This is a genomic window from Legionella genomosp. 1 (genome assembly GCF_900640215.1).
In the GTDB taxonomy this organism is placed as follows: Bacteria; Pseudomonadota; Gammaproteobacteria; order Legionellales; family Legionellaceae; genus Legionella_C; species Legionella_C quinlivanii_A.
The window spans coordinates 124673-147362 of the sequence record NZ_CAAAJH010000001.1 but is presented as its reverse complement, the minus strand read 5'-3'; the positions used below and the strand labels follow the sequence as shown (position 1 = coordinate 147362).

Below are 22690 nucleotides of genomic sequence, written 5' to 3'. Positions count from 1 at the left end.
TTTGAAATTATTAATTGTCGTTAGTTTTAGTTGTTTCAGTAGTCGTTGTAGTGGTTGCAGAACCTTGATCTGCTTTACCATCATTGTTTTGATCAGTGCCTTGTTGCTCAACAGTAGTAGTAGACTCTACCTTTTTCTCAGCGTTGTCACCGCAAGCAGATAACACTAATGCAGTACAAGCTGCTAAAACTAACAGAACCATTCTTCTCATTTTATTCTCCCTGGTTTAAATTCAAAGTCAATCCCACCTCTAGTTTAACAAAAATTTATCTTAAGTGAAGGAGTTAACTCAATTCCCTGTTAACTTTAGACCAAAAACCTGAAATCATCAATCTATTGATTAATTGGAATTATTAACTGGATATTTTCTATCCACCCCCTGAAGATCGATTTCAAGAAAATTGGTGATGCGAATGGTTGCCGGACTTGCCGCAGGAGTAAATTTAACTTCAATATTCCGCTCACTTCCATTCACCAGCTCGGACGTACGAGTCACTGTCATTACTTCCGTCAACTCAAGAGGATTTTTTTCTGCATCCGTCTTTTCCGAGGTTAGAAAATAAATCATGGCCTGTAAGCTTCGTTGAGCATTTAAGCTTTCAAACATTCTTAAATAAAGATAAATTCCCTGCAAAAATCCATCCGCATGATGTCCAATATGCCCGTGGGAAAAAATCGCCGGATTTGTCAGGTTGATTGGAAAATTCATGGTAATTTTTTTAATTGTTTTTCCGGCGACAACAGAAGTTGTAGTGGCCTCGGAAAACATGCGCTGATAAAAATAAAACAGCTTGCCATTCGCGGCATGAATGGATTTCCATATCCCCAAATTTTCAGGCAAAGCGTCTTTAATCAGGCTGTTATCACTCAGTAAAATAATTAAATGCCGCAGATTTTCAAATTTAACAGGCTTGCAATATTTAATGGACGCCATACCATCATTAACAGTAAGAATGTTTCGTCCATTAATCTGATGAGTTTGCAAAGCACTTTTATTAATTAAACTGGCCTCAGGAATTTTTAACTCGAAAAATTCACTGGCCGTTGAATCTGAAAACTCAAGCGGAATGAATTGCACATTCTTACTAATCACCGGATCACGAATAGGGATTTTATTACTCTCAACGTAGATGCCTTTTACACTGTCCTTCAGACCAAAATTGGAACGCGTTCTTGGCAACTCATCTCTTGCCTGTCCGGTAACGGGGTCTTTCACTTGCTTCCAGATATCAAACGGCGCATTCACAAACTCAATTCCAATGGCTCGGCTATTGGTGATTTCCCCATGCGGTACATTGGCGGCAATATCCGCCATCTGATAAATCGTTCCTTTATTGTCCTTGACATTGGCCACGCAGAAATGAGCGGGCACATTGAAGACCGCAGTACTGTCCATTTCCATGCCGGCTGTTTCATGAAGAAGAATCTGCGAGGGCTTGCCCACACTTCGGGAAGAAATGGATTGCAAAGTCGCTGCCTTCCAGTTTTTGAAAAGAATATCATTATTGGAAATTGCATATTCTTCTGTAAAAGCGACCAGCCGATTTTCGTTTCCGGGAATATGGGATGCGTATTTTCTCTGAGTTACACCATTGGTACGACTGTCCCAAATCAGAGCGGACTCACTTTGAATTGAGATAACAGAGTCGGCATCGGTTTTCATGCGCCGGTCATTATCAATGGGAAAATTACTGATATTGGGAAGATTTCGGTGCCACTCAATATAACTGCGGGCAATCGTTCCATGACACTCAAACACTTCTGCTTTTCCGGTTGCCTCATAATTTTTCTTGTTAAAAAAGAACACCACATAATGAATATCTACAGGCGTATATTCATAAATATCCACTTTAAAGTACCCGGTATTGGAAATCAGATTAATCACCTCATCCTTCCGGTAAGGCTTTCCAGAAGCAAAAAACTGATCTTCTGCTTTTTTGAATGCGTCCTGTACATCAGAGCCATAATTATCCATTTGCCGGGTTGCCGGCCTGGTAACTCCATTCATTGCTTTATCCTTAAACCGGCGGCTCCTGTCTTCCCGTTAAAGGATTGTAGGTTACCTTTACTGGAACGACCTGATCGGTGGGTAAAATTTCCACCCATTGATCGAAAACCTGGAAATTTTTATCCGGATTATTGGGATCAGGATCAGGAAGGATAACGGGCTTAACTTTGTTTATACACTTAAATACTGACTTGGCTCTGCCAGTTTGCTAAAATCGGGAGTTTTATTTCTGTTGAATTTTGCTCATGTCTGTAACACACACTCCAATGATGCAGCAGTATTTACGCATTAAAGCTGATTATCCTGACATGCTGTTGTTCTACCGCATGGGTGATTTTTACGAATTATTTTTTGACGATGCCAGACGAGCGGCCCAGTTGCTCGATCTCACTCTGACCCATCGCGGGCAATCGGCGGATAAGCCAATTCCAATGGCCGGCGTACCCTATCATGCTGTAGAAAATTATCTGGCACGTCTGGTGAAGAAAGGCGAATCGGTTGCCATTTGCGAACAGACTGGCGATCCGGCAACAAGCAAAGGTCCAGTTGAACGTCAGGTAACGCGGATCATTACGCCAGGCACTTTAACCGATGAAGCACTGCTGGATGCCAAATCCGACAATCTGCTCCTGGCTATATACGAAAAGGCAAAGCGCTATGGGCTTGCCTGGGTTGACTTAAGTGGCGGACGCTTTCATTTGCTGGAAGCAGAGGATGACGAGCAGCTGTATGCTGCGGTTAGCCGCCTGCAAGCCGCTGAACATTTGCTACAGGAATCGGCTTCGCTTTCATTGCCCGCTCATTGCTGCGTTAAACCCCGACCGCACTGGGACTTTGATTTAAATAAAGCTAAAGAGCTCTTTGCTGAACAGTTTGAAGTCGCCAGTCTTCATGCTTTTGGCGAAAAAAATTACCAATTGGCTTTGGTTGCAGCCGGTTGCCTCTTGAGTTATCTCAAAACAACTCAACGTCAGGCACTGCCTCATTTAAAACAAATCACTCTGGAAAATAATGAAGATTATTTACATGTGGATGCTGCGACCCAAAAACATCTGGAGCTTTTTGAAAATTATCAGGGAAGCCGGGAGAACAGTTTATTGGCCGTGCTGGATCACACAGTTAATCCGATGGGAAGCCGTCTTCTGAAAAGATGGCTGGGCCGACCTTTAAGAAATCTCTCTACAATTACCCAAAGACAGGACAGTATCCGTGAATTAAGCGAAAAACAGCAGATTACCTCGCTTCAGTCACTACTTAGGCAAATTTGCGATGTAGAGCGTATTGTATCTCGAATAGCCCTAGGCTCGGCCAGACCTCGCGATTTAGTCCACCTGAGACAAAGCCTGAGCCTTCTACCTGAATTTGCCCGCAATTTACAAAATAATACCTCTACCCTGCTTCAGCGGATTGCCCAGGGATTGACGCCGCAAGCGGAGCTGTTAAACCTGTTAATGCAGGCCATTATTGATAATCCCCCCATGCTGATTCGAGACGGCGGGGTGATTGCCCCTGGATTTGATGATGAGCTTGATGAATTAAGGGCTTTGAGTGAAAACGCAAATGGAAAGTTAAACGAGTTTGAGTTGGCGGAAAAACAACGAACCGGCTTATCCACATTAAAATTCGGCTATAATCGCGTCCAGGGATATTATATTGAATTGTCCAGAAATCAATCGGATAAAGCCCCGGATTACTATCAAAGAAAGCAAACTCTAAAGGGAGTGGAACGGTATATCACCCCTGAGTTGAAAGCCTTTGAAGAAAAAGTACTTTCCGCACAGGTTAAAGCCTTGGCCAGAGAAAAATGGCTGTATGAGAATCTTCTGGCACTCCTGCTCGATCATATTAAACCCTTAAGCCAGTTCGCTGATGCGATTAGTCAGTTGGATGTTCTGGTTAATCTCGCTGATCGAGCTATCCTCTATAACTGGACTTGCCCTGGGTTTATCGATCAACAAGGCATTCACATTGTTGCGGGACGTCATCCAGTGATTGAACTCATCCGCCAGGAGCAATTTATCGCCAATGATCTGACCCTTGAGCCGCAAAAGAATATGCTGCTGATTACCGGCCCGAACATGGGAGGTAAATCCACTTATATGCGGCAAACCGCGTTGATTGTACTACTCGCCCATATTGGGAGCTATGTACCGGCAGCTCGAGTTCATTTAAGCCTGATTGATAAAATTTTTACTCGAATTGGCGCCAGTGATGACTTGGCTTCAGGACGCTCAACTTTCATGGTCGAGATGACGGAGACTGCCCATATTCTGAGACAGGCAACAGCGAACAGCCTGGTTCTGATTGATGAAATTGGCCGCGGTACCAGTACTTATGACGGAATGGCGCTTGCTTATGCCGTCTGTGTTCATTTGGCCCATACTATTAAGGCTTTTACCCTTTTCTCGACGCACTATTTTGAATTAACCAGCCTGCCTGATCAATATCCCTGTATTATTAATAAGCATTTGCAGGTAAAACTAATCGAAGGAAAAATTGTGTTCCTCTATAACATTGAGGATGGTTGTACTGATCGAAGTTATGGATTGGAGGTTGCTCAGTTGGCGGGACTACCTGCTGAAGTGTTGGCACTCGCTAAAATGCATTTGCATGAAATTCAGCAGGCAACACCTCCATCAGTGTTCACTGAAATCAGTAAACCAGCGCCAATGCCTGAATATGTGCATTCTATTTTAAACAGGCTATCGCGAATTGAACCGGATAATCTGACCGCGAAACAGGCTTTGGAGCTGATTTATCAATTAAAAGATGATTATGCCCTCTCCTCAGAGGAAAGGGTTAATCCATGATACAGTTCCATTATGAATAAAAGGCTTCTATTACTTTTCCTGTCGCTGCCGCTTTTGATGGCAGCAGAAAATGCCGAGCACTTTGTGATCTCAGGTGTTAAAGGTAAAGTATTGGCCAATATTCAATCACGACTGCAGGAAATTTCGGAAAATAAGTCACTTGAATTTCAAACCGATGAGGAATTAACTACTCAAATTGCTCAGGCGGTTTCTCCTTACGGCTATTTCAGTCCTCAGATTTCGATTACGCGCAGAAAAAATAATTTGCAAATCAAAGTAAACCCTGGGCCGCGCTTGTTAATTTCCAGGGTTTCCATTAGTGTCATCGGTGAAGGAAATAATAATTACCTGATTAATCGCAGTCTGAAAAAACTGGGGCTTGAAACGGGCAAACCATTTATTAGTGAACACTATGAAAAAGCCAAACTAGCTCTGATGAACGCCGCCGAGAATCAGGGTTATCTGCATGCCTCCTTTGATAAAGCAGAAGTGCTGGTAGACAATGAACAGAATACTGCGGATATTCAATTGATTTTTAATACCGGGCCGCAATACTATTTTGGCCAGGTCCAATTCAGTCCAAGCTGTATTTCTCCAGAAGTATTGCGTCGATATATTCCTTTCAGCCAAGGGCAATCTTATTCCACAGAGCAAATACTCGCTTTAAATAACGCACTGTCCGGAAGCGGCTACTTTAGCAATGTGATCGTCAAACCCGTTTTAAATGAAAATGGACAAGTGATTCCTGTCAATGTTCATCTTCAGCCAGCTCCGCGAGTCAATTATTCAGTGGGGCTCGGCTTTGGTACCGATACGGGTGTTCGCGGACGCCTGGGCTATCATGTCACTCCGGTCAATTCATCCGGCCACAAGTTTAATGCGATTGCAATGGGTTCAGTCAATGAGAACCGCCTGCAGGCGCAGTACATTATTCCCGGTCAGAAACCGCTCATTGATGAATACGACATTTTCGGCAGTGTCGCCAATCTCAATTACAGTGCAGGCTATAGTAATTCCGCTCAGGTATCTTTAGCCCAAAGGCATACACTTAGCCATTTCCAGAGAGTTTTGTCTCTTAATGGTCTTTATGAGCGCTACAGCTATGATGACACCCCCAAGTTTGAAAAATTGATTCTCTATCCTAAGGCAAGCCTGAGCTGGATGAATAAAAAAGATCAGCTGTTTTCGCCAACAGGTTATAATGTGACAGTTAATGTTCTGGGAGCCAGTCAACTGGCTTTGTCAGAAATTAGTTTTGCACAGACCTCTCTGGATGCCAAAGCCGCTGTAACCATTGAAAAAATGCGTACGCGCTTTTACTTCCATACTATTCAGGGAGTCACTTTGATTGATGATATCAACGAATTACCCTTGTCTCTCTCCATGCTGCTCGGGGGGGCGGATAATTTAAAAGCCTATACCTATAATTCCATCGGTCCCGGTAAAATTATGTCTTACGGCGGCCTGGAAATTCAGAAAGAAACGTTTGAACATTGGTATTTAACCGGATTTTTTGATACGGGCGATGTGTATAAACCCAGCTCTAAAGACTGGCAAAACGATGTGGGGATTGGTTTGATGTGGGTTTCCCCGGTTGGCCCGATTAAGATTGGAGTGGCTCAGGCTATTGACGGACATTTTAATCGAAAGGATAAAAAGCCTCGTCTGGTAATCAATATGGGGCCGGATTTATGATATTCAGACTAATTTTCAGAAAACTATTTTATAGCACTCTCTGGATCCTGGTGATATTGAGCAGCCTTCTGCTTTTCCTGCTTACCACAACTCCTGGATTATATCTTCTTGTAAAAACGGCAAGCCATTTTGCTCCTGGAACCTTAGAGTTTGAAGGTTTAAAAGGCGAAGCCGCAGGTCGTATTCATATTGACAAGCTCCATTATACCGATAAGAGCCAGGAGATTAATCTGACGGGATTTCAATTACACTGGCGGCTTAAGGATGTGCTGCATCGGCGTATTAATGTTCGCTCTATGCAAGTTGAAGGGCTGGATTATAAGCAAGTACCTTGCAGCCAGCCAGTGAACTGTCAAAATCCGTCGTCTGAACACGCGGGCTTTAGCTTACCCTCCCTCCCTGTGGAGCTGCTCATCAATAAACTCACAGTTCAACGCTTAATGGTTTCACTAAACAATGAAATCCATCAAGTAGATGGATTGAAACTGCGTGTGCAGCTTAAAAAAGACTTGTGGCTACTCGATGAGCTGCATTTAGGTTATCAACAGCAGCAGCTTGGATTGCAAGCCTGGATGCAAACCAAGCCTCCCTATCAGGCAGCGGCTCGTTTGAGTCTGAATTCTATTTCACCAGAAGCTGTCAAGGGTGAGCTTCTGTTTGCAGGTGATCAATCTCTGTATAGCTGGAGAGGAAAGCTTAATCAGCCAGGTTCATTGAGCGGACATGGAACCATCGAGCATTTTTCAGAGGTCAATGCCCTGTTTCAATGGGCTGATTTAAAATGGCCTCTTGAAAAACCCGAACTGGAAATTGCTAAAGGCCAGTTACATATAACAGGCAAGCTTTCCAATCTGCTCCTGCAAATGCAGGCGCAATTTACGCAACCGCTTAAGGGGCAATTGACGCTTAATGCCATTGCAAATCAGGACAAAATTAGCAGTACAACGGACTTTAACTCTCGAGAGGGCAAACTGCATTTGCAAACCCTCTATTCTCTGAATGGAAAACCAGGATTACAGGGATCACTGAATGCCAGTTTTTCCGAACATTTTTTACCTGATTCCCCTCTTAAAGAATTACAGACGAATCTGAAATTTTCTGGCGAAAATTTAGAGAATTTACTATTAAACGGCCAAATCAATGCTCTCTACTATCAGCAGGCGTTAAAAGCAGTTATTAAATCACAGGAACAAACTCAATCAGCACAAATTAATCTGGGAAATAATCAGATTCTCATAAAACATTTTCCCAGTAAGCCCTGGCAACTGAATGCGTCGTTAAACGAACCGGTGCTATTACATCCCTCACTGGCCGGCTTAAAAACCCGGATCACTGCAAAGGGAAACTTTGAGACAGAACATAAAGGCAAACTGCTAGTCGAGATTGCCCAGGGCAGTTACCAAATCCCCGAGAAGGAGTTGCTTGTCTTTAAAGGCGGGAAATTTGAAGCGAATCTGGCGAAAAGCGGGCTAAGAACAAGCGGAGACTTTAATATTGATTCGGACAAATCGATTCGCCTTGCTATCGATTTGCCAAAATTTAATTTCCTCCAAACGGATATCAACCAGCAAGCGATCAAAGGTTCCGTTCGTCTGGTAATTAACTCTCTGGATTTCCTTGCCAATATGAGCCCTGAAATTTCCCGAACCAGCGGCCAGCTTTTGGCTAATCTGGATATCAAAGGAAGCATTGGCAAACCAGATTTGAGTGGGATCATTGATCTGAAAAATGGAAGCCTGGTTGCTAAACGAAATGGTTTAACGCTAAGCCCTGTTGATATCAAACTAAAGAGCCAGGATAACCACTGGCTGGTAACCGGTAACCTCTATGCCGGTGAAAAGCCGCTTAAGATCGCAGGTAACGGCGATTTCTTCCCCGAGATTAAAGGCCAGTTGTCTTTAGATGGCGAGAATCTGCTGGTGATGAACACCGCGGAATATGTCATTTATTTATCCCCCCATTTAAAATTTGTATTTACCCCCTCCTCACTGGCCTTAAATGGGCGGCTCGTTATTCCCAAAGCCTCACTGAAGCCGCAGTCTTTTAATAATACCGTCACCTTAAGCAGCGATGTAGTTTTCAAAGACAAAAAACCGGCTGATAATCCCCTGCATATTGATGCGAATGTCAATGTCGAAATGGGGGACGAAGTCGAGTTAGCCGTTAAAGGCTTAAATGGATTTTTACGGGGTTCAATCAATCTCAGGCAATTGCCGGATGGACCTTTAAATGCGGGTGGAGAGTTAACCATTACTAATGGTAAATATCAGGCTTATGGACAGGATTTAACTATTGAACAGGGCGAACTTCTATTTACCGGTGGCCTAATAGATAACCCGGGCTTAAATATCAGAGCGGTTAGAAAATTTTCCAACACTACCGCAACGTTTGCAGGTTCTGATCAATTATTTGATTTTAATCCCAGCAATATACAAACCCTCGATTTTGGCAATAAGCTTACGGTGGGCATTGAAGTGAGCGGGCGGCTGCTCTCGCCGCAGGTCAAATTATTTTCAAATCCTGCAACGCTTTCGCAAGCGGACATTTTGTCGATGCTATTGCTTGGCCGCCCTGCCAGTCAGGCTAATAAATCGGGCGGGCAATTGCTTTTAACTGCCATCACCTCTATGAATCTGGATTCAGGAAGCAATGGCCTTCAACTGGTGAATCAGTTAAAACAGAAACTGGGTGTCGATTTTAATTTAGCCAATAACAGTACTTATAATAAACAAACCAATCAGGTCAATGACACAACCTCGCTCGTGGTAGGTAAAGCGATTTCCAAGCGGCTGTATCTTAGTTATAACGTTGGTCTTTCCCAGGCAGACAGCAATGTGCTGACCCTGAAATATCTGCTGAACAAATTTTTTAGTATACAGGTTGATGCAAGCACTACAGGAAGCGGTATCGATCTTTTATACACTCATCAAAAGGAGTAAATGACTATGGCTTATAATCTGCCGTTGCGATTGAGACGTATGCGACAAACCCCGGCAAGCCGAGCACTTTTAAGGGAAACTCGACTAAACATTGAACAGTTTATTTATCCCTTATTTATCAGTGAAACACTAAATGCAGCGCGTGAAATTCCCAGCATGCCCGGTCAATACCAACTGCCGCTTAATGCGCTGGCCAAAGAAATTGAAGAGATCTCATCTTTGGGTATTCCGGCGGTATTGCTATTTGGTTTGCCTGCCCATAAGGATGAGCGAGGCAGTTCATCATGGCAACCTGAGGGAATTATTCAAAAAGCCATACAGATTATCCGCCAGACTAATCCCGAAATGCTCATTATTACTGACCTGTGTTTCTGCGAATACACTGATCATGGCCATTGCGGTGTGCTGAGAGATAGCATTGTCGATAATGACCGGACGCTTGAGCTTCTGGCGCAACAGGCCGTTAGTCATGCGCAGGCGGGAGCTGACTGGATAGCACCGAGCGGGATGATGGATGGTATGGTGATGGCAATCAGAAACGCACTCGACGCCGCCGGGTTTCAGGATAAAGCGATATTGAGCTATGCGGTAAAATATTGCTCCAGCTTTTATGGTCCATTTCGGGAAGCCGCTCAAGGTGCTCCGCAATTCGGCGATCGTAAATCCTATCAAATGGATCCGGCCAACAGCAAAGAGTCGCTGCGAGAAGCTGAGCTTGATTTGGCAGAAGGCGCAGACATGCTGATGGTTAAACCGGCAATGAATTATCTGGATATTATCTATAAGATAAAACAGGCCATTCCCGCGGTTCCCCTGTGTGCCTACCAGGTAAGCGGAGAATATTCCATGCTTAAATGCGCAGCAAGCCAGGGATTGATCAATGAAGAACAGGCAATGCTGGAAAGCCTGATTGCGATTAAAAGAGCTGGCGCCGATATGATCATTTCTTATTTTGCCAAAGATTTAGCAAAAATGATGAGATGAGTGAGACTGTCGTCTTTGAAGTGAAGCAATTCCTGGAAAGCCGGCTTCATTTATGCAACAACGCCCTTTCAATTGGCCTGATATTTTTCTTGACGCCCCCTCGCCCGCGGAAGAAGTTTGAGCAAAATCCAGTTGGTAAGAGCGGGAGGGTTGGGACACTGCCATTAAGTTAAGCTCCAATTGTTTAAACTGTCATCCCCGCGAAAGGCGGGGATTCCATCTCTGAGCTAGCCACAATGCCAATTGAGGAATGGATTCCCGCCTTTCGCGGGAATGACAGAAGTCCTTAACTTAATGGCAGTGTCCCCAACCCTCCCGCGAAAAAGAAAGTATTTTGCTCAAACTTCTTCCGCGGGCGAGGGGGCTTAATCTGGAGTAAAGGGGAAGACAAGGCCTGCGCGGAAATGACAGAGGCTTTTTTCTGTCCCCTACCTGCTCAGCTTATGTAACTTCCTGCAACAAGAAAGCCACCTGTGAGGTGGCTTTCTTAGAGTGTAGCTTAATTATTTTGTAGGTACAGGAGCTACTTGGTCCATTGTCCAGGTTGCTTGCACCCCAACCAGATCGGCTCTTACTTTCGCTGTGGCATTCACATTGGTAGTAAAGCTTGAAGTGGTCTGATTCTTGTTAAGTGTTGGATCGCCAGCAGCAAACAAGTGAGTCCAGCCAGCATCAAACCCAATGTCAGAACGCCATTGATAGTGACCGCCCACTGAAAGCGCCCAGCGATCAGCATCAGGCAGACGAACAGTACGATTTGCATCAGTAGTTGGAGTTTGGTCGTATCCACCACCCACACGCAGCATCCATTGGTCAGTGAACTTGTAGTTCGCGCCAATAGCAGCACGCCATGCATTGTCATAGTATTCGTTGGATATTGAATTCGCTTTTACCTGACCGATGCCCTGAGAAAACGCAGCAACGTTTCTTAGTTCAATCGTTCTGATTGTATGCCATCCGCTATAAACAACCGAACCTAATAATGCCAGCTTGTCATTGACATCATGGTATCCACTCAGGGTAACAATTTCAGGGAAATCCAGGTTGTTACTTGACAGGTTATGGCTTGTGAACGTGCAAGTGTTGCAAGCGAAGATCACACTGCGAGGGTTTGTCAGATTTAGTCCTGGAGTTGCCAGTGGTCCGCTTAAACGGCTGTAACCATGAAATGTGTGGTTCATTTTGGACTGGTAGTTCAAACCAATTCGCGAATGATTGTCATTAAACATATACATCGCACCAGCATGGAATCCAACACCGGTCGAATTTCCTTTATTATAGGAAGGAGAATCCAGTGCGAACGAATTTCGAGTAATTGCGAAGGCTACTGTCGGAACCCCCAGAACGCTGTTAAATTTAACTCGCGCATATTGCAGGTCGATACCGGCCCCTAGAGAGAAGTTATCAGTAATCATACCGCCAATTTCAGGAGAAATAGTGGTGGTAATCAATTCACTGAATGTTCCCTGATAGCGCATTGGCTCATTTCGAGCCCATTCGGTAGACAGACCAAATGGAGATACGATGCTCAAACCGAAGGTCGCTCGATCAGTCAATGGCAGCGCGTAATGGAAAGAAGGTACGAATGCACTTTTCGCGCCCTGCAGATCATTGAACGTCTGGATATTGAGATTTGAGGGGAATGGAAGACCTGAAAACGATCTGAAAGTAGAAGTACCAGATAATTTACTGCTTGGGAAAACGCCCACACCGCCCGTTACAACCTGTTGATTATGTAACAAGGCCAATCCGGCAGGGTTATACCAGCCTGTTGAGGCATCTGCAGCTTCAGCAGCAGCTCCTGCAGCATAGTTACCAATTACATATCCCGCACTTTCAGTATACAGAGAAAACGCCCCTGCATTAGCAGCACTTACAGCCATCATTGACACAACAGCAGCACTGACCATCGTTCTTATGGGTTTTTGCATGCTCTTCACTCCACGCTCCTTAACTATTAATGCGTCCCAAAAATTTAAACAGCATTGTCAAACAATATTATCAATCGTTCAGCCAAAGCAAAGATAATAAATGAATTACAATAGTTTTCAATTAAATCAATTAAAATAATCATAAAAAAACCATTGATAAGTAAATAAAAAATCAAAGTGGAATATATAAAATCACATTGGTATTTTATTTCCGCAGCAGCTTCTTCCACACTTGTCTTTTCTCACAACTCCGTGGTAATGTGGTCTTTTTTTGTGCGAGTATATTATGCAGCAAATAGTAACCAAATTTGGAGGCACCAGCGTCTCCTCTTTACAAACCTGGGAAAATATTGGCTTTATCACTCAGAAGCACATAAAAAATGGCTTGCAGCCTGTCATAGTCTGCTCGGCAATGACCCAGATTTCCAATAAGCTTGAGCAAGCGATTGAAGCCGCTCTGGTTGATCAGCACAATAGTATTTATGATGATATCAAGCAGAGCCATTACCAGTTGATAGAAGAACTGGGCTTATCCCCTTCGCTGATTCAGGCAGAACTGGAACAGCTTGAAAAATGGCTGACAGGGATTGCTCTTCTGCGAGAGGCCCCCGCAAAAACACGCGCGCAGGTCCTGTCTCTCGGTGAAATTATGATGACCCGGCTTGGCCACGCCTTTCTCGAAGCCAGGGGTATTCATTGTCTCTGGTATGATGTTCGAAAAGCACTGGTCTCAACCCCGATTCCAGGAGGCGACTCCGTTAATTATCTGTCCGCACGTTGTCACAGTGACCCGCACCCCGAACTTGCCAGCGAACTGCTAAGCTCCGGCTATCATGCAATTATTACCCAGGGCTTTTTTGCAGCAAATCCGCAAGGTGACACTGTATTGCTTGGACGTGGCGGCTCTGACACCTCAGCGGCTCTGCTGGCTGCCAAACTACAGGCGAGTCTCTGTGAAATCTGGACGGATGTACCAGGAATTTATACTGCCAATCCGCATCAAATGCCGCATGCCAGGCTTTTAAAACAGCTCAACTACGACGAAGCCCAGGAAATTGCATCGATGGGTGCCAAGGTATTGCATCCCAATTGTTTGCCGCCTGTGCGCAATGCCGGTATTCCGATGGTCGTCAAATTTACACGCATGCCTGAGCATTCTGGAACCATGATTTCCAAGGATAGCGATGAGCTGGCACCGCCAATTAAATCCATTCAGGTAAAACACAGCATTATCCTTATCTCAATTGACACCTTGAATATGTGGCAGCAGGTAGGTTTTCTCGCGGATGTTTTCACCGCCTTTAAGCACCACGGCTTTTCAGTTGATCTGCTTTCATCCTCTGAGTTTAACGTGACCCTTTCATTAGACAGCAGCGTCAAGTTAAGAGATCGTGAAGTATTAAACGCACTGATAACTGACCTCAACCGTTTCGGTCGTGCCAAGATAATTGAACCTTGCAGTGCCGTTAGTCTGGTGGGCCATCACATTCGCACCGTATTGCCGCAATTAGGTCCGACACTTGAAGTATTTGAAGCCAAACAAATCTATCTGATGTCGCTCGCATCAAATGATCTTAATATGACCTTTGTAGTGGATGAATCGCATGCAGAAAAACTCTGCCAGAAACTTCATCAATTATTGATCGAAAATAATCCGCAAAGTTTCTATTATTCAAAAAGCTGGCATGAGGAATTCGGCAAGCCCGAAATCCAAAAAGCCCCCTGGTGGGAAAACAAGCGTGAGCAACTCCTGGATCTGGCCCAGCAATACTCGCCCTGCTATGCGTATGACCGCGAAACTCAGCAGCAAAAAGCCGATGAGCTAATTAATCTAGAATCCATTGATGAATTGTTTTATTCGGTTAAAGCCAATCCCCACCCTGAAATTCTCAAGACTTTACATGACAAGGGCATTGGGTTTGAGTGCGTTTCCGTCAATGAACTTAAACATGTTCTAGCTCTCTTTCCTGCTATTTCTCGCGAAAGGATATTATTCACTCCCAATTTTGCACCACGAATCGAATATGAATTTGCACTGGATCTGGAGTGTCATCTGACTATCGATAATCTCTATCCTTTACAGACATGGCCAGAAATTTTTAAAAACCGAAAACTCTTTTTAAGAATAGATCCCGGCACTGGCGCAGGCCATCACAAGTTTGTAAGCACAGCAGGCAACGAGTCGAAATTCGGCATTCCGCAAAATGACTTAAGCCTTGCAGCAGAGTTGATTTCCGAGCTGAAAATTCAGGTTGTCGGCTTACACTCTCATTCCGGCAGCGGCATTCTGACTCCTGAATTATGGCAGGACACAGCCAGAATGCTGGCCAATTTTACCAAACTGTTTCCGGAAATCAGCATCATTAATCTGGGAGGCGGTTTGGGAATTGCAGAAAAACCTGGCCAACGCGCCCTGGACCTGGCTGCATTCGACAGCTCGCTGATGGCGATTAAATCCCAGTTCCCGCAATTGTCTTTCTGGTTGGAGCCAGGCCGATATTTTGTAGCCAACAGTGGTGTGATTCTTGCCAGAGTAACGCAATGTAAAGACAAAGGCAGAGTGCGCTTTATTGGTATAGAAACCGGCATGAACTCTCTGGTTCGCCCCTCGCTCTACGGCGCTTATCATGAGATAGTTAATCTTAGCCGGCTTCACGAGGAAAAAGTTGGATTTGCCCATATTGTAGGGCCCATATGTGAATCCGGAGATACTCTGGGTTACAACCGTCTAATGCCAGACACCAGTGAAAATGACATTATGCTGATTGCCAATACCGGTGCTTATGGTCATTGCATGGGCTCCAACTACAATTTACGCCCCCCTGCGCAGGAAATCGTTGTTGACTAATATGCTTCAGGACGCATTCGAGCGCAGAGAGGCCACGGATCCTCGGCGCTCCTTCATTGTGCAGGCACCTGCCGGTTCAGGAAAAACGGAATTACTTACTCAGCGTTTTTTGCGGCTGCTAAGCCAGGTCAGTGCGCCAGAACAAATCATCGCGTTAACTTTTACCCGTAAAGCTGCGAGTGAAATGAAGGAGCGGATTTTGCTGGCCCTGGAAAAGGCAGAACAAAATCAGACTCCTGCCAGCGCCCACCAGCAACTTACCTTTAGTTATGCGCAGTCTGCACTGGAACATAGCAATAGAATGGGCTGGCAACTATTGCAGCAGCCCGGCCGATTAAAAGTAATGACCATTGACTCCTTATGCCAATATCTGGCGCAGTCAATCCCTTTGCTGGAACAGGAAAGCAATTTTGCTGCAATCACGGACAATCAGGCTGAGCTGTATCGACTCGCAGCTCGTCAATGCCTGCATAACTGCCTTGAGACCCAGGAACTACAGCCTCCAATTCAGGCCCTGCTTGAACACCTTGATAATCGCCAGGATAAATTACTGGACCTGTTTTCCAGTTTACTGGCAACCAGGGAACAATGGTTAGGACTTATCTACTCCGTGCGTGCCCAAACAAAGAGTTCATTTGAACAGGCTTTACGCTGGATAGAGAACCATGAAATCAAGCGCCTTCAGGAAAGTGTTCCGGTATCCCTGCGTGAAACCCTGCGCAAGTTATGCCAGCATGTGGCTTCAATCGAAAATGACCCAGGCTCTTTACGCTATCCGCTGAAATCCTGGAATAAGTTTGAGGAATTAACTAAGGAATTGGGTCTTGGTCTGGCTTCACTGCTACTAACGAAAGCGGACAAACTTCGCAACGGCTTTGATCATCATGTTGGTCTGAAGGCTAATAGTTGTCCGAAAGCGGAATACCAGGCTTTAAAAAACGACAGTAAACAATTGCTGGCAGCACTTGAATTATTCCCTGACTTTACCAACAGACTAATTAAAATTAAACAATTGCCTGAACCGGTCTACGATGGATACCAATGGCATATTCTGCAATCCTTACTGACCCTGCTGCCTATGCTGGCAGCCCATTTACAGATGGTATTTACTGAGAAAAATCAGGTGGATTTTGCAGCCGTTTCTCAGCAGGCACTGCATGCTTTAGGCGATGAAGACAATCCCACCGACTTAAGTCTTTATCTTGATTACAGTATCCATCACCTGCTTATCGATGAATTTCAGGATACCTCCATTCAGCAATATCAGTTGCTGGAAAAACTGGTTCAGGGGTGGCTGCCCTCTGAAAATAAAACCTTGTTTGTTGTAGGGGATCCGATGCAATCCATTTATCGCTTCCGACAGGCGGAAGTGGGATTGTTTTTAAAAGCGAAAGAGGAAGGCATTGGCCCTGTTCCTCTGCACTCGCTGGAATTATGCAGTAATTTTCGTTCAACAGCACCAGTGATTGAATGGATTAATCAGGAGTTTAAAAGCATTTTTCCTGCGCGAGATGATATCGAATCAGGAGCCATATCCTTTTCTCCCTCAGTTAATGTAATACAAACTCGGGAGAATAGTCACATCGTTGCCCGACAATTCTGCAGCAAGGAATCGGAAGCGCAGGCAGTTGCAAGCCTTATTAAAACCCAGCAAGCTCAATATCCTGACGATAGTGTGGCCATTCTTGTGCGCTCAAGATCGCAATTGCAGGCAATTACAGCCGTTTTACGCAGTGAAGGCATTGCGTTTCAGGGAGTCGATATTGAGCGATTAGCTAACCTGCCCCATCTGCAGGACATCTGGTCTTTAACAAAGGCGCTGTTAATGCCGGCTGACCGTAGCTCCTGGATGGCATTTCTCAGAAGTCCTTCAGTGGGCTTATCCTTAACTGACTTATGCCACCTCGCTGACGCAGATAAAAAAGCGACGTTGCTTGAGTTAATGAGCACAGACTCTCTTGTTCAATCGCTAAGCCCGGACAGCCAGATTCGCGTGCAATTTGCCAGCTCCCTTTTCAGGCAGGCTTTTAAAGAGCGGAATCGACAATCACTGGCCAGTTGGGTAAAAATCACTGCGGAACGCTTTCACTTCAACTCTATTTTGGAAGCTGCGCAAGAGCAGGATATTGAGCAATTCCTAAGTCTTTTGGAAAAATACGATGACAATGGCTTATTAAATGATTTACCGCAATTTGAGCGCCAGTTTAATGAGCTTTATGCTCGGGAAGCGGCTTTTTCCCGTTTACAGATTATGACTATCCATAAATCAAAGGGACTTGAATTTGACACCGTGATCCTTCCCGGCCTGGGCAGCAAATCAGCACAATCAGACAAGCCACTTTTCCGATGGCTAAAAATGCCCCGTCAGGCACAAAACGCGCTTTTCCTCATGTCGCCAGTAAGAGCAGCACATGAGCAAAACTGTCAGTTGTACGATTACATCGGCGAAATACATTCTGAAAAAGAAAGCTACGAACAACAGCGTTTATTATATGTTGCTATTACCCGGGCTAAAAAACGCCTCTATCTTTTTGACCATCAGGAAAAAGCCCGTGAGGGGAGCTTCAGAAGCTTAATCCGGGAAGAGTTTATTGCTGAGAATGAAGCTGTCCGGGAATCGGAGCAGGCTCTTCCTGTTCTTTACCGTTTGCCGATTGAATTGTATTCCGGAGAGAATTCCTATGAGTCCGCTAATCCCTTTTCCCTTCCTATTCAATGGATAGACGATAATATCGCACGTCATCTGGGTAATGCCATCCATCTTTTATTGCAATGGATTGGCGAGCATTATCCGCTTTCTGTATCAGAAATTCCCTGGCATCTAGCCTCTGACTATTTCAAAAGTCAGGGTTGTTCTTTGCAAGAGCAAATTAATGGTATGGCGACTATAAAAGACTATCTATGCAATTTTTGCTCTAATCCGGTCGGACAATGGATTTGTCAGCAGCATGAAGAGGAGTTCTCTGAGTACCCTATCCTGGTAGAGGAAAATAATCAGATTGTCACACGAATTATCGACAGAATGTTTGTTGAGAATAGTATTCTCTGGATCATTGATTTTAAAACAGGCGATGAAAATAGCCAGGCCAGAGAGGAACATCGTCTGCAGGTTGAGAGTTATGCCCGCTATATCTCACAAAGAGATCAGCGGCCTGTGCATTGCGGTGTATATTATCTGGCCACTGGTCTCTGGATTCATTGGGCCTTTGCCGAAACTTCACATGTGGTGGACGCATCTCAAATAGTGTAAGCTACCCCGTTTCCTGTCAGCCTGTGACCACATTATGAATCAAGTCGATCAACTTCTTTACCAGATTGCCTCAATGCAGGTCCCTTTTCTTAATAAAACCATTGAAGAGTTAGGACTGAAATATAGCATCGAAACTGATGAGATACTAAAGATTCGGTTTACGGCCGGCTTTCCTGTCCTCGGGATAAAAGAAGCTTTGCTCGATTTATTAAATAAAAAGGCCCGCGCTGCAAGCCCGGGAATGGCAGTTGAAATTGATTTACAAAGCAAAATCCAGACCCATCGCACACAAATGAGCGGTAAGGGCTTACGCGGTGTTAAAAATATTATTGCAGTTGCCTCCGGAAAGGGAGGTGTCGGCAAATCAACTGTGACCATCAATTTAGCGACAGCCCTTGCCCGAGCCGGTGCGCGGGTTGGGATTCTGGATGCCGACATTTATGGTCCAAGTATTCCCCTTATGCTGGGAAGCTCTTCTCCGGTAAAAGTTGAAAATGATCATTATTTACCCGTTGAAGTGCATGGGATTCAGGCGATGTCAATTGCCTATCTGACGGAAGATAGCGATCAGGCATTGGTCTGGAGAGGCCCGATGCTGGCAAAAGCCCTGCTTCAAATGCTTGATATAACCCTCTGGCATGAACTGGATTATTTGTTTATTGATTTGCCCCCGGGAACAGGCGATATTCAATTAAGTCTGGTACAAAAAATTCCGCTGACTGGAGCCGTTATCGTCACTACACCGCAGCCAGTTGCGACTCTCGACGCTCAAAAAGCCATTATGATGTTTGAAAAAACTCATATTGATGTGCTGGGTATTATCGAAAATATGGCCTGGCACAACTGCAGTGCCTGCGGTCACCAGGATGCAATTTTTGGTACAGGCGGGGCTAAAAAGTTAAGCGAAAAATATAATGTGCCTCTCCTGGGACAATGGCCATTAGAAACTGCTATCCGTAATCATTGCGATGAAGGCCAGCCTGCCGCTCTTGCAAAAGATGCGGCATTAGCGGATATTTTTCATAAAACCGCTTTGGAATTCGCTATTCGATTAGCGCAAAAGCCTCTGAATTATGCGGATCGCTTCCCGGATATTGTGGTGGAGTAAAACTGCCACGTCATCCCGCGCGATCTCCCTGCTGTGCTCGGGATGACGTGGGGAGTTACAAACAAGAGACATGTCAATTTATTGCCTTATTGTGCTAAAATTTATCCAATAATAACATATTGGATAAACCTGTATGCCCAATTCTGACAGAAAGTTTAATGGTAAGGGCTTTCCCTTTGATTATACCCCTTCCAATCGCGCCTATATTCCTATGAATGTTACCAACGCGCCCAATGGCGCGTCCGTGTATCAGAATCGGGCAATGGCGGAAAATAGCGCCCATCACTATTATAATTTTATCGACAAGAACCTGCCTGAATTAGAAGATCGCTTTATTTTCTTGAAAGCCATTCTTTCCAGTGATGCGTATAGAAAACATGATGAGGACTTCCCCATTCTATTTTTAGATACACTTCCGCCACAGCCATTTCCAGGTTTCGGGTTTAAAATCAGCTCAAATCAAAGGGTGACTCTGCCGGAAACGATGTCGATTAATCCAGTGGCCCTGGCACGGGATTTTCTTCGCCAATTCCCGGAACTAAATCAGAAATACGGAGAAATTTTAAGGGCCAGCACATCGGATCCGACCATACAAAAATTTTTCTCAGACGACTATGTGAAAGACCTGCTTCTCTCCAGGGACGCCAGGGAATTAATTACTGCGTTCCACAGCCTGCCTCAGCAAAACGACTTGTTTTATGATCTGCGGTTAAAAGAGGTTGGTTCGAAAATTCTCTATATGGTGCAGAATCAAGACATCAACTCATTCTGGTTGATAGAGCAGTATTTAAAGGAAAAACCAGAACTTATGGATAAGATTTTCCAGGGCCATTATACAAGTACAATAGAAGGGGCCTTAAACACTCTATCCGCACTTGGCCCTCAGGGAAAGCCACTGTTCGATTTATTTTATGAAGATATATGGCGAGTCTTATCAGCAGTCGACTTCACTGATTATGAGCGCCTGCAGGAAGACAAAGACCTGATTTTATCCAAAATTAGTGCAGATGGTCTATCAGAGGCACTCAGGCGGGGACGCGTGAACGAGAACACTTTGATAGCACTTAAAGAATTAGATATTGCACCGGATGAAGCATTCGTAAACCAGTGGCTGCACGAGACAGAGTATTCAAAAAACTGGGTTGCAGTGGGCATCGCCCTGCAAGAGCACTTTCCTCAGCTAGTGCAGAATATCAGTTCTCAGGGATTAACGGGCGAGAAAATGATTTTTGTGGAGAAAGTTTTAACCTCTCCTCCCTCTAAGGAAAGAAGTGCGGAATATATTTATGCAAACTTGTCGAGACAAGAACAGCTAACTCAGTCACTTGAATCCATTCGACAGGAACTGGAACAAACGGGAGTGGGTTATGATAGCTTTGCACTTTACCGGGAAAATATAGATAAATTCACTGGCGATGGTCTGTTGGATCCTGAGAAAATAGAAGAACTGCAAGCGCTGAAAAATACCCTGCCCCAATTGAATACTCTGGTCCTGGAAGTGGACAGCTTACTTCAGCAGAACAGCCCGGGAGATCGCCAGGCCGCGCTAAACGAATTAAAAACAGAGCTGCTTAATGAAAAGTCGCTGGATACATTCTCTTTTTCCCTGGTATTCAAGGCAACTCAAATAATTGAAGACATTAGAACAGTTGATAATTTAATTCAACGCCTTAATGACCTGAAAGCCGGACTGAGTCCGCAAAACCAAAAGATTACTGAACAGGTTATTCAGGATATCACTGGCGAATACTATGCACCTGCACAGGTCAGCGCCTATTGTCAAGGGCTGGAAAAAGCAGAGCTGTTCACAAGGGTTCAGGAATTTTACCGTATTTCTGATTTAATACTATCGGAAGAATTTAAACAAAGCATACAAAATACGGCGGAGTATGATGTACTGCAGGAATTGGCACTTGATCCATTTGAAAATCTTGCCGCATTTGACACCGAAGAATTATTAAATAAGCTTCCAAAGTTAATGAAATTCATTGCCATTCATCAGTTAGCCGCCAACGAGTGCAATCAGGCGCTTTTAGACTCAATTAAAAAAAGCGCATTGAATTTACTGGATAAGGATTCTCCTGATAGCCTTGCTGCAATGGAAAAGCTGTTAACGCAGGCAGAGCAGATTACCCGGGATTTTAAATTAACTGAACCTTCGCATTTGACCGAGGGGCAGAAAAAAATCTATGCAGAAATAGTTTCAGGCCTGTCGTCTGCCTTTTCAGATGCGGACAGCTGTCTGGATTTTATCACCCGAAATGACAACGGTCTTCAGCAATTTCAGGCGGAACTAACGGAGCGGATCACTAATATTCAATCCATTGATGCAGAGCTTGATAAGCCCGAGGTGAAAAATGAATGGGAGAATGGTTATCTTGAGCTGAGAAACAAATTGCTGACCTCGACGCATTCTCCCAGTGAAACATTCAAGCAGGACTTTGACAATTTAAAGAACATGCGGGAATTAAAAAAGGAAATGACCATATTTTCAGGCCGCAATAATGTTTTAAAACAAGAGGTTGATACTTTGTTTTCGACAGACCTTGTATCTTCTGACAAATCACGTGTCACTGAGGCCTCTATACAAATTCTTGATGACTTCCTGAATGCCGAGCTGCGTACTTACAACGAAGCGAAGCATAGTGGTGTTTTCTTTAGGCAAAGCCAGCAGCGTGTAAACACCATTGAGAAGTTACATGAGCAAATTAAAACTATCATTAATACTCCCAGCGATGAATCCTATGCCTATCGTATAGCAAAGGCATTGCGTCAGGCTGAGCGAGAAACCGTTCAGGATCATTACAAAAATACAATTAAAATTTTTGGTATAGCCCTTACCAAAAGCCGTCTGGCGGATACCTTGCATAAGGCAATTGACCACATGGCTTCCAGTGGGCAGATTAATAAAGAAGAACGGGAATCGCTAGAGCAGGAGGACAGTTCCAGAAAAATGACATCACCCTAAATGGAGAATTTACTGGTAGACCGATTGCTGCAACCGGCGCTGTTGCATAGATAGAACAAGCAAGTTACCTGTCGTCTTTGCGAACGAAGTGAAGCAATCCAGATCGAACTCTGAATAAAGTCCGGAGCTATGGATTGCTTCGCTACCGC

Annotated in this window: 11 protein-coding genes; 8 read left to right on the top strand and 3 right to left on the bottom strand. The window is 44.5% G+C overall.

Annotated features, from left to right (window positions below; all coding sequences use genetic code 11):
- Positions 1-10 precede the first annotated feature (10 nt).
- On the bottom strand, positions 11-211 hold the full coding sequence (locus E1O89_RS00610; protein WP_112219836.1) for a hypothetical protein: 201 nt from the start codon (positions 209-211) through the stop codon (positions 11-13).
- A gap of 129 nt (positions 212-340) precedes the next feature.
- On the bottom strand, positions 341-2008 hold the full coding sequence (locus E1O89_RS00605) for an N-acetylmuramoyl-L-alanine amidase (protein WP_133138481.1): 1668 nt from the start codon (positions 2006-2008) through the stop codon (positions 341-343).
- Between the two features lie 245 nt (positions 2009-2253).
- Here E1O89_RS00605 and mutS point away from each other — a divergent pair, with 245 nt between their 5' ends.
- The 4 genes from mutS to hemB are packed head-to-tail and all read left to right on the top strand — an operon-like array spanning position 2254 to position 10436.
- Positions 2254-4818, top strand: a complete 2565-nt coding sequence (gene mutS / locus E1O89_RS00600) for a DNA mismatch repair protein MutS (RefSeq protein ID WP_133138480.1) — start codon at positions 2254-2256, stop codon at positions 4816-4818.
- Between the two features lie 12 nt (positions 4819-4830).
- The gene (locus E1O89_RS00595; protein WP_133138479.1) at positions 4831-6513 is read left to right on the top strand and encodes an autotransporter assembly complex protein TamA; all 1683 of its coding nucleotides are present in this window, start codon (positions 4831-4833) and stop codon (positions 6511-6513) included.
- Positions 6510-9452, top strand: coding sequence for a translocation/assembly module TamB domain-containing protein (locus tag E1O89_RS00590; RefSeq protein WP_133138478.1), 2943 nt, complete (start codon positions 6510-6512; stop codon positions 9450-9452). Before E1O89_RS00595 ends, E1O89_RS00590 begins: the two co-directional genes overlap by 4 nt.
- A 6-nt stretch (positions 9453-9458) precedes the next feature.
- Positions 9459-10436, top strand: a complete 978-nt coding sequence (gene hemB, locus E1O89_RS00585; RefSeq protein WP_410054747.1) for a porphobilinogen synthase — start codon at positions 9459-9461, stop codon at positions 10434-10436.
- A 503-nt stretch (positions 10437-10939) separates the two neighbouring features.
- Here hemB and E1O89_RS00580 read toward each other — a convergent pair.
- On the bottom strand, positions 10940-12376 hold the full coding sequence (locus E1O89_RS00580) for an OmpP1/FadL family transporter (RefSeq protein WP_165483021.1): 1437 nt from the start codon (positions 12374-12376) through the stop codon (positions 10940-10942).
- Between the two features lie 277 nt (positions 12377-12653).
- On the opposite strand from E1O89_RS00580, the gene E1O89_RS00575 reads away from it, so the two are divergent.
- The 4 genes from E1O89_RS00575 (at position 12654) to E1O89_RS00560 (ending at position 22541) form a co-directional block, all read left to right on the top strand.
- Positions 12654-15215: a bifunctional aspartate kinase/diaminopimelate decarboxylase gene (locus E1O89_RS00575; RefSeq protein WP_133138475.1), complete on the top strand. Its 2562-nt coding sequence runs from the start codon at positions 12654-12656 to the stop codon at positions 15213-15215.
- On the top strand, positions 15205-18465 hold the full coding sequence (locus E1O89_RS00570; protein WP_262337354.1) for a UvrD-helicase domain-containing protein: 3261 nt from the start codon (positions 15205-15207) through the stop codon (positions 18463-18465). The genes E1O89_RS00575 and E1O89_RS00570 overlap by 11 nt, the downstream gene beginning before the upstream one ends.
- Positions 18466-18499: 34 nt before the next feature.
- The gene (apbC, locus tag E1O89_RS00565) at positions 18500-19573 is read left to right on the top strand and encodes an iron-sulfur cluster carrier protein ApbC (protein ID WP_133138474.1); all 1074 of its coding nucleotides are present in this window, start codon (positions 18500-18502) and stop codon (positions 19571-19573) included.
- Positions 19574-19706: 133 nt separating this feature from the next.
- Entirely contained in the window at positions 19707-22541 is a 2835-nt protein-coding gene (locus E1O89_RS00560) for a hypothetical protein (RefSeq protein WP_133138473.1), read from the top strand.
- Positions 22542-22690: the final 149 nt, after the last annotated feature.